Source organism: Veillonella sp. (assembly GCF_019414865.1).
Lineage (GTDB): Bacteria > Bacillota > Negativicutes > Veillonellales > Veillonellaceae > Veillonella.
Map to the genome: position 1 here is coordinate 1 of NZ_DXLG01000063.1, position 9,534 is coordinate 9,534.

Annotated in this window: 9 protein-coding genes; 7 read left to right on the forward strand and 2 right to left on the reverse strand. The window is 39.9% G+C overall.

Translation table 11 applies throughout. The features are described from left to right. Positions 1-78 precede the first annotated feature (78 nt). The 7 genes from pta to QZ334_RS05295 all read left to right on the forward strand — a co-directional run bounded on the left by pta (position 79) and on the right by QZ334_RS05295 (position 6,879). Positions 79-1,077 carry a phosphate acetyltransferase gene (gene pta, locus QZ334_RS05265; protein ID WP_119207069.1) on the forward strand — a complete coding sequence of 333 codons (999 nt, stop codon included), beginning with the start codon at positions 79-81 and terminating at the stop codon, positions 1,075-1,077. A gap of 209 nt (positions 1,078-1,286) precedes the next feature. Continuing rightward, a complete protein-coding gene (locus QZ334_RS05270; RefSeq protein WP_295232495.1) occupies positions 1,287-2,081 on the forward strand; it encodes a hypothetical protein in 795 nt (264 codons plus the stop codon). A gap of 47 nt (positions 2,082-2,128) precedes the next feature. After that, on the forward strand, positions 2,129-2,671 hold the full coding sequence (locus QZ334_RS05275) for a glutathione peroxidase (RefSeq protein WP_295232498.1): 543 nt from the start codon (positions 2,129-2,131) through the stop codon (positions 2,669-2,671). Positions 2,672-2,932: 261 nt separating this feature from the next. Beyond that, positions 2,933-3,289 (forward strand): winged helix-turn-helix transcriptional regulator, encoded by a 357-nt coding sequence (locus tag QZ334_RS05280; protein ID WP_295232501.1) that lies wholly within the window; start codon positions 2,933-2,935, stop codon positions 3,287-3,289. 187 nt (positions 3,290-3,476) lie between these two features. After that, the gene (locus QZ334_RS05285; protein WP_295232504.1) at positions 3,477-4,178 is read left to right on the forward strand and encodes an MBL fold metallo-hydrolase; all 702 of its coding nucleotides are present in this window, start codon (positions 3,477-3,479) and stop codon (positions 4,176-4,178) included. Positions 4,179-4,333: 155 nt separating this feature from the next. After that, on the forward strand, positions 4,334-5,569 hold the full coding sequence (locus tag QZ334_RS05290) for a DUF445 family protein (RefSeq protein WP_295232506.1): 1,236 nt from the start codon (positions 4,334-4,336) through the stop codon (positions 5,567-5,569). Further along, complete coding sequence (locus QZ334_RS05295; protein ID WP_295232508.1) at positions 5,566-6,879, forward strand: DUF445 domain-containing protein; 1,314 nt, start codon at positions 5,566-5,568, stop codon at positions 6,877-6,879. Before QZ334_RS05290 ends, QZ334_RS05295 begins: the two co-directional genes overlap by 4 nt. 69 nt (positions 6,880-6,948) lie before the next feature. Here the strand turns inward: QZ334_RS05295 and QZ334_RS05300 are convergent, their stop codons facing one another. Next, complete coding sequence (locus QZ334_RS05300) at positions 6,949-8,364, reverse strand: sensor histidine kinase (RefSeq protein ID WP_295232510.1); 1,416 nt, start codon at positions 8,362-8,364, stop codon at positions 6,949-6,951. Continuing rightward, positions 8,342-9,016, reverse strand: a complete 675-nt coding sequence (locus QZ334_RS05305; protein ID WP_005385087.1) for a response regulator transcription factor — start codon at positions 9,014-9,016, stop codon at positions 8,342-8,344. Before QZ334_RS05305 ends, QZ334_RS05300 begins: the two co-directional genes overlap by 23 nt. Between the last annotated feature and the right edge of the window lie 518 nt (positions 9,017-9,534).

The window sequence follows — 9,534 nt, forward strand, 5'->3', positions numbered from 1 at the left end:
ATGGTTGTTAGAGAGCTGTTAACTTGCTATAATAATAGTATTGATATGGCATAAGCCAATGTTAAGGAGGCAAAAATCGTGGATTTAATTCAAAAATTAAAAGACCAAGTAAAACCATTAGGTAAAAAAATCGTGTTGCCAGAATACAAAGATGAACGTGTATTGAAAGCAACTGAAATCATTTTGAAAGAAGGTTTCGTAACACCTGTATTGGTAGGTAATCCTGCTGAAATCGCTGAAGCTGCTAAAGCTGTTGGCGTATCCATCGAAGGTGCTGAAATCATCGATCCAGCTAACTACGATCGTTACCAAGAAATGGTTGATACATTCGTAGAATTGCGCGCTAAAAAAGGTATGACTCCTGAAAAAGCTGACGCAACTATGAAAGGTGACTGCTTATTCTTCGGCGCTATGCTCGTTCGCCTTGGCGCAGTAGATGGTATGGTTGCTGGTTCCGGTTGCCCAACTGCAAACGTATTGCGCGCTGCATTACAAGTTGTAGGTACTAAACCAGGTCTTAAAACTGTATCTTCTTCCATGTTCATGTTCACAAGCAAAAAAGAATATGGTGACGACGGTATGCTCGTATTCTCCGACTGCGGCGTATTGCCTAACCCAACTAGCGAACAATTGGCTGATATCGCAGAATCCACTGTAGAAAAAGCTCGCAAAGTTGTTGGCATGGCTGATCCTCGCGTATCCATGTTGTCCTTCTCCACTAAAGGTTCCGCTTCCACTCCAGAAGTAGACAAAGTAGTAGAAGCTGTTAACATTTTGAAAGAACGCAATGTTGACTTCAAATTCGACGGCGAATTACAATTGGACGCTTCCATCGTTCCTTCCGTAGCAGAAAAGAAAGCTCCTGGCTCCAACGTAGCTGGTAAAGCTAACATCTTGATCTTCCCTGATCTTCAAGCTGCTAACATCGGTTACAAATTGGTACAACGCTTCTCCGGCGCTGACGCTCTTGGCCCATTGATTCAAGGTTTGGCTAAACCAGTTCATGACCTTTCCCGTGGCTGCTCTGCTCAAGACGTTGTAGACGTTGCTGCTATCGCTGCTGTTGAAAGCATCTAATTTCAACTACAACTTCATTTGAAATATTTCAATGAAATAGAAAAAGCTGATTCTTCGGAATCAGCTTTTTTGTTTGTGTAAATATATATAGAAGGTGTATGATTAAGTTGAGATTATTTGATTAATATATTTAATCAATATATGTTTTTCAGTGGTATGTCCAGTATATGCTGGGGAACTGTGATTGAAGTTGTGAAAAGGAGAGGGCTATGATTTCTGTATTTGACACAAATCCTGTTGTTTTTGAAGGTTCTGATCGTACCTTAACGATAAGTTACAATGGGGTGCTCTGTAAAGATGCTAATGGTACGGTTATTACTGACATTGATTTTAATGACGTAAATGAGCTATATCTTACAAGATATCTAAATTCAAATTCTAATTATACAATTATGTTTAGAGACCATAATTGGAAAAATATAGAAGGCCAAGATTTAGATACGGACCGTACAGAATCTAACATTGGTCATAACATTCGTGAAACAAAAGCGATTCTTACAGCCTTTGCTCGAAATAAATTGACTGCAGATTTTCCTGCGAACTTAGATACTCTTCAATTACCATTAGACTCTTCCTTTATGGGTAAACGAGAAATTACCATTAAAAACGGTGTTATCTCAAATGGCAAGGTAGATATTCCTATTAAAGATATTCGTCGCGTAGTATGTGCATCTAATGGCACGATTAGCAAGCTTTTAGTGTACAAGGAAGAAAAGCCTAGTTCTTTCCTTAAAAAAATCTTTGATTCTCCTGATATGAAAATCACGTTGAATGCTATTACGTTGCCATTATTGGAAGCCATTGTAACACGCAATACAGGTCATGGCATTGACTTCAGTCGTGGTAATGGCTTTGATCAAAAAGATTCCAACTACATCATCATTCGCTATCTTGACTCTGGATTCTTCCTTGAGAAAGACGGTACAGCACCTACAGAATGGCAGAAAACTGCGGCTGAAAGAACGGCTAAATTTAATTACGATGTGAAAACATTATTGGGATAGTATTGGTTAATAATATCTATTGTATGAATATTTTTAGGTGGCATATCATGACTGTATATGATTACTCTTTACTCAATAAAGCTGGTGAAGAGCAAAGCTTAAAAGACTTTGAAGGTAAAGTGCTTGTTATTGTTAATACTGCTAGTAAATGTGGTTTTACTCATCAATATGATGGGTTAGAGGCGCTTTATAAGAAATATAAAGACCAAGGTCTAGAAATTATTGCTGTTCCGTCTAACCAATTTGGGGAAGAAGAACCTGGTTCTAATAGCGAAATTCAATCCTTTTGCAAGGTAAATTATGGGGTTACTTTTACTGTGATGGGGAAATCTGATGTACGTGATGAAAGTGCCTTGGATTTATTCAAATCTATGATTAAAGAGCAACCATTTAAAGGGTTCCCGCCTAGTGATAAGACAGAAATGCTTACAGACTATCTCAATGGCATTGATCCTAACTATCTAAAGGACGATGAGGTGAAGTGGAACTTTACTAAGTTTGTTATAGATCGTAAAGGTAATGTGGTAGGGCGCTTTGAGCCTGTTGTAAAACCGATGGAAATGGAATCTTTTATTAAAACATTATTATAATTTCGGCAGACGGCTAAATTTTAGGGAATAAGTGACATTGATTTATAATATCTCTTGCTTCTTAAAAGAGTTCGTTTAGTAGTGTCCTTAGTATGGTAAAGAAAAGAACCGCTAGTTTTGTAACTAGCGGTTCTTTTGCGTATATAGTAATATTAGCGAACATAAATATTTGTACCCTAAAAAAAGATACCATAAAATACTTGAAATAGTAAAAATATGTGATAACATTTGAATTATATTAGAGCGAAAAGGAGAATCACCATGGCAGAGCAACTTGTAAATGTTCATGATTTAGTGGGCCGTTGTCCCTATGCAACGAGCCAAAAGTTATTAGCCGGCAAATGGTCGTTATTGATCATGCACGAATTATCTGAAGGTCCTGTGCGCTTCCGTGAGTTAGAGCGCCGCTTATATCCAATTACGCAAGCCACACTCACTAGAGCTCTTCGCCAAATGGAGGATGACGGTTTAGTTCATCGTGAAGTATATGGTACTATTCCACCTAAGGTAGAATATAGTCTTACCGAAGTGGGGGCAGAGTTTAAAGCGGTTCTCGCATCTCTTGAAAAATGGGGGAACCAATATATTGACTATATGAAAGCCGCTGGCCGTATTTAAGAAACGGCAGCGGCATTTCTGCCCTTATTATGTTATACATGTGGGGATTATATATTTGATATGGCTTAACAAAGCCTTTATATATGTTATAAATAGCCATTTGTTTATGCCATGTATTAAGAAAAATATGGTATAATAAACAATACGAATGATATAAATTCTCAATAAATGAGAGGTATTGATAATAATGTTAAATGTTACTTTTTTAGCGCATAGCGGCTTTCTTGTAGATGACGGTAAGCGTTGCTATGTGTTTGATTATTATAAAGATCCTAACAATATAGTTTGGCAATTAGCAAAGCGTGGACGTGAGCTTTGGTTCTTTGTAAGCCATGTTCATGCAGATCATTTTAATCCATCCATTACAGAGTTTGATGGTCCTCAAACACGCTACATTTGCCATCAAGATGTGCCATTAGAAGGCAAGGTAAAGAAATGCATTACCATGCGCCCAGGTCATGATGCGATATTAGACGATGTAGGCATTCATATGTATGGTAGTACCGATGAAGGTGGTTCTTTCTACGTAAAGACAAATACTGCTAACATCGATTCTGATTCTATCTTCCACGCAGGTGACCTCAACTGGTGGCATTGGCTTGGTGACACGCCAGAGAATAATGCTGATGCAAAGCGCATGGCGTGGCGTGAGTTCAAAGAATTGGATGGTTTATCTGTCGATGTAGCGATGTTCCCTGTAGATAATCGTTTGGAAGACGCTATGGAGTGGGGCGCCATTGAGTTTTTGCGCCGTGTAGAGGTGAAAAAAGCTTTTATTCCGATGCATCTAAATGGACCACTATGGACACCATCTGTGTATTTTAAAGCTCTCTTTGGCGATGTCCCTGTATGGGAACCTCAAAAAGAAGGCGATGAATGCACATTTTAACTGAAGTGTTAATCGGATGCTCTAGCAGATGATTGATACACATATTAAATATACTTTCACAAGTTGTTGTAGTACGTGAAAGTTCGTGGCCTATATGGTCACTACGTTATATGGGGAGAGTCTGTATACGTAATTTAGTAAGTTAGGATCAAGTGATGATGAAAACTAAACCAGTGGCAACCACCCTATTGGTTGTCATGGCTATTATATTTTTAATTTCATATCCACAACGGCAAGATATGTTTTGGGCATTTATCATGCACGTATCTGGGGCCGCTATGATCGGTGGCTTGGCGGACTGGTATGCGGTAACGGCCCTCTTTACAAAACCTTTGGGGATACCTTTTAAGACGGCTATCTTACCACGCAGTAAGGAACGTCTTATACAAATGGGGCGCACCATGCTCAGTGAAGAACTATTGCGCGTGCCTCAAATGTACTATGCCATCAAAAAAGAACGGGTTATGGTCCGCATTATTGAATATGGCATGAGTGATGTAGGACAAGACCAAATGCGTGATATTTTGTATGGCGTAGGCAATCAGGTCTTGTCCCATATGGACATTGAACCTATGCGTCAGGAAATCAATAAAGCCATATACAAAGGCGTGACAAACTGGAAGGCGACACCACTCGTTATCTTGTTTGGCCGATGTATGCTAGAACGCCATACGGCTAGCATTTTCTGGCTTTACTTTAATCGTACTTGTCAGCGCGTCATTTCATCAAATCAGGTATATCCGTATTTGTACCGCGTAATGTTAGACATTATGAAAACCTATACGAAGGATTCCTTCTTCCGTGAATTGGCTATTGCCTTTGGCGGGGATGGGCTTTCACCAGAACGATTGGTAGAAACAGTACAGAAAAAGGCTGTTCAATTCCTTAAGGATAATGAGTCCATCGACTCTGATTTAGGTCGTTACGTATGGGGCCAAGCCATTCGTTTCTTCAATAATTTGGAAACCAATGCAGAGTGGCAAGCTTTCATCGAAGAGCATAAGGATCAATGGATCAAGATGGTTCTCGAAGAATGGGAAGGCAAGCTCATCGATGGTGATACTGTGGACTGGAAACGTCTCATGGACATCGTTATCGGCCGCTTTAACGTGCTCGGTACAGAGATTTTGCTGAACCCAGACAAGCAAGCACCGTTTGAACGATTTTTCTTGTTACGCAGCATTCCGTGGTTACAAAAATTAAACCCTCTCATCGATAAGGTGGTAGGGCAAGAGTTATCTCGATATTCCCCTGATGAAATCACCCAAATTGTACGAGGCAAGATGTACTATGACCTTCAAATGGTTCGTATCAATGGTTCCCTCGTAGGGGCTGTTTTAGGTGGTATATTCTACGGTTTATACCTTTTGGTAGAGGGGGTGCTCAAATGATTCAGTATTTGAAATCCCTCACTTTGCGGCAACGTGCTAATGGTATTCTTGGCTTGACCGCCGTATTGTACTGTTTTGTTTTCATAGGTCAATTTTTCTATGGCCGTGAAAGCTGGTATCAGCCGCTTTATTGGGCTGTACAGTCAGCCCTTATCGGCAGTGTGGCAGACTGGTTTGCTGTAACTGCATTGTTCCGTAAGCCACTAGGATTCCCATATCATACAGCATTGATTCCTCGGAATAAGGATCGCCTTATCAACGGTGTTATCAAGCTCGTTGAGACAAAGATGCTTACCAAGGAACGGTGCAAAGTATTGTTGAGTAATGTCCAATTTGTACCATTGTTCGAGAAGTTTCTGCTATCTCCAGAAGGGCAACGGGCAGCGCGCCTTGTGATACATCAAGGTTTACATCTGTTGTGGAAATCTCAAACGAACGAGGAATGGGCACAATGGGGGGCAAAACGCATCCGTGGATTGCTTCAAAAACATTCTCTTGTACCGGTTTTGAAACACGTATTGCTCGACTTATGTGAACATAATCGCTATGAAGGTATGGTTGTACAGGTATTGAATGTAATTCAAGAACGTATTAACCATCCAGCTATGGTTACGTGGCTTACAGCGGTTGTAGCAGAAGAGGCGCATAAGAAAAAGCGAAAAGGCTTCTGGTCTGATTTCCTCATCTCTATGTCTGAAGCGACCGATGTGGTGAACTACCATGAACTGGCACAGGCTATCGTTCAAGAGGCCTATGCTATGCTTGAAAATTGGAAGCGCCCAAATAGTCCGGAACGGACTGCATGGCTGCGCCAATGGGTAGACCCAATTCGCCACATAGAAGAGAATCGCGAGGTTTGTGATGCTCTCGATGAAGCGTGGGAACGTTGGATTCGTGAACAAGATTGGGAATCTGTCATTGAAAACCATTTATGCCCTTATGTAGAGGAATTATTACTTGTAGGGGATGAAAATGGGGAAACGCCTGCCCAAGTTCTTGTGAATATTGCTCTTGAATTGTGGACTGTATATGGCCAATCCGAAGATTTGAGAAATCGTATAGAAGATACATTACACAATATTGGTATATATGTGCTTGAACAGGGCTATGACCTTATTGAAACCATCATACGCCAAGTTTTGGGCGGCCTTAGCACAGAGAAGTTCATTTACTTCATCGAATCTAAGGTAGAGGATGACCTCAGCTGGATCCGTATCAATGGTGCCATTGTTGGTGCTATTGCAGGGCTCGTTGTATGGACCTTCCTCGAATATGTGTATATGCCACTATGGCAACAATTCATAGGCTAAACAATTAAATGCTAAATAATTAAGCGCTTCATAATAAAAGGGACTGACCCGTTGGTCAGTCCCTTTAGTTTATTCTTCTGTTCTGTTGTACGGCAATCGTACTGTAAATGTAGTTCTTACTTGTGGCTCGCTTGCGGCTGTTACTGTGCCATGGTGCAAGTTAATTACCTTATTTACAAAGTATAAGCCAAGTCCAATACCGTGATTTGATTTCTTGTTTCGAGATTGCTCTGTTTGGTACATGCGATCCCAAATATACTCAAGGTTTTCTGGCTCGATACCGATGCCGTTATCTGTTACTGTAATAATGAGTTCACCGCCGGCAAGCTTGGCTGAAATGTCGATGGTGGAATTCGTAAACTTGATAGCATTGTCCACCAAGTTTGTAATGGCACGACGTAAGGATACCTCATGGGCAACGATACTCATATGCGGTTGAATATTGGATGTGATAGAAATCTTTTTTTCTGTATTCTCTGCAACGAGTCGTGTATAGTCATGAACCATATTGGTTAACATCAATGATACATCTACAGGTGCTAAGTTGAGTTCGTGAGCGTTCTCTAGACGCGCTACATCGAGCAATTGACTTACGAGGTTAGTCATAAACTTGGCTTGTTCTAAGATATGTGTTAAGCCTTCTCGCAAATCGTCCTCTGTACGGCCGTATTTTAAAGCGAATTCACTTTCTGCTTTGATAACAGCAATTGGTGTACGCAACTCATGAGATACGTCAGAACTAAACTGTTTCTCCCGATTAGAGGAGTCTTCCAGACCTGAAATCATGCGGTTGAATGTGGTGGTAAGCTCATATATTTCATCGCGCGCAGTACGAGCAGGAATATCAATACGGCGGCTCAAGTCATTGTTCTTACCGATAACCTTAGCTGTTTTCGTTAAGGTTCGGACCGGCTTGAGGCCTTTTTTGATGAATAGATAACCACCTAGTGATGAAATCAGCAAGAAGATAACATCGCCTAATAATAAACTATACAGTAGGTTTTCTGTCTTTTTAGAGGCTGTTTTTACCTTTGTAACAGCACGCAAAATACCACGATAGTTTGGTTCGTTAACCGGCGTATCGTAGTAATAGAAGGTGTCGTCACCAACAGCAATTTCTCCAACCTGTCCTAAGGAAAGGACTGTTTGATTTGGGAAGCCGTCTGGTAAGGCGCCTTTAATAATATAGCCGTCTTGGGTGGAAACAAAGAAGAATGTATTATCTTGGTACGGTTTAAATTTGCGAATATCCGTAGCCATGATCATTGCCTGCTGCTGCAAGCGCTCACGTACTTCTTTGTTGTCGGATTCGTGCGTATAGGCATAAATCCATGCAGAGGCAACCATCAAAATGATGAGCAAAAAGATGGTATACCAAGACATAATTTTAAAAGTGAGGGGCAGCCGATTAAATAAATCGGTAGCTGCCCCAGACATGGTGTCTAGATCTCGGTGAGGATCATTAGTTTTCTGTTTTGAGGACATACCCTACTCCACGAACTGTTTGAATGAGTTTTACATTCTCATCAGTATCGATCTTTTTACGTAAATCTTTGATGTATACATCGATAAGATTAGAGTAGCTTTCATAGTCGTATTCCCAAACATGGTCAAGAATTTGTTGACGGGATAATACGATGTTTTCGTTACTTGCTAAATAGAATAGAAGGTCAAATTCTTTTGCAGTCAATGTGATTGTTTCACCATCGCGTTTAACGGTACGTTGAGGCACATTGATTGTAAGCGGACCTACGTGGATATCGTTTTGTGCATGGCGCGCATTACGACGAGCCAATGCATAAATACGAGCTGTTAATTCTTCAAGATCGAAAGGTTTTACAAGGTAATCGTCAGCGCCTGTGTTGAGGCCTGTAACTTTATCTTGCAAGGAATCTTTTGCAGTTAAAAGCAATACAGGTGTTGTATTGCCGTCGTTACGCATTTGTGCAAGAGCGCTAATGCCATCAAGAACTGGCATCATGATATCCATAACGATAACATCATAGCTGGATGTATTTACATAATCGATGGCTTGTTGACCATTGAAGCATGTATCAACTGTCATATTCTCTGCACGCAAATATTTGGCGGTAATGCCATTCAGCATTTCTTCGTCTTCTACAAGTAAAATTTTCATTCTCTGTTCTCCTTATGTATGAGTTAAAAATATAGCTCTCCAACTACATTAATATAGTCATTATATATATATGCTTTCATTTTGGTGAAAGCCACAACACCATATAGAGTTGACTATATATATAATATTATATAACTTATTTATCTATTATCATACCTTATACAACAGGAATGAGCAAAAGATGAATGTATATGCGAGTTTATAAGCCTGTTCTTCATGTTTTGAGAGCTTAAAAACGAAGAAAAGTTGAAACTTAATGAATTCTGCTAATGAATGAAGATGAACTATATCGAAGATTGCCGTATGCGCATAGATGGACGGGATTTTGCTGATTTTGGCGTATGTGAAAGAAATCACTAAAAAAACTTATGATAATAATTATCAGAGAGTTAAATACCAATAATAGTTATAGAAATTTGATGATTTTCGATGATTAAATTCGAGGTGGTTTTAGTAGGAATTTAACGGATATTAATTATTATGAACAGTTTGGTGATCTTGTAAAGTCAGTATTAATA

Bases quoted from the DNA above. Each gene is read 5' to 3' on its own strand.
- QZ334_RS05290 (WP_295232506.1), top strand. From the start codon at position 4,334: ATGATGAAAACTAAACCAGTGGCAACCACCCTATTGGTTGTCATGGCT.
- QZ334_RS05275 (WP_295232498.1), top strand. From the start codon at position 2,129: ATGACTGTATATGATTACTCTTTACTCAATAAAGCTGGTGAAGAGCAA.
- QZ334_RS05300 (WP_295232510.1), bottom strand. From the start codon at position 8,364: ATGTCCTCAAAACAGAAAACTAATGATCCTCACCGAGATCTAGACACC.
- QZ334_RS05270 (WP_295232495.1), top strand. From the start codon at position 1,287: ATGATTTCTGTATTTGACACAAATCCTGTTGTTTTTGAAGGTTCTGAT.
- QZ334_RS05305 (WP_005385087.1), bottom strand. From the start codon at position 9,016: ATGAAAATTTTACTTGTAGAAGACGAAGAAATGCTGAATGGCATTACC.
- QZ334_RS05295 (WP_295232508.1), top strand. From the start codon at position 5,566: ATGATTCAGTATTTGAAATCCCTCACTTTGCGGCAACGTGCTAATGGT.
- QZ334_RS05285 (WP_295232504.1), top strand. From the start codon at position 3,477: ATGTTAAATGTTACTTTTTTAGCGCATAGCGGCTTTCTTGTAGATGAC.
- QZ334_RS05280 (WP_295232501.1), top strand. From the start codon at position 2,933: ATGGCAGAGCAACTTGTAAATGTTCATGATTTAGTGGGCCGTTGTCCC.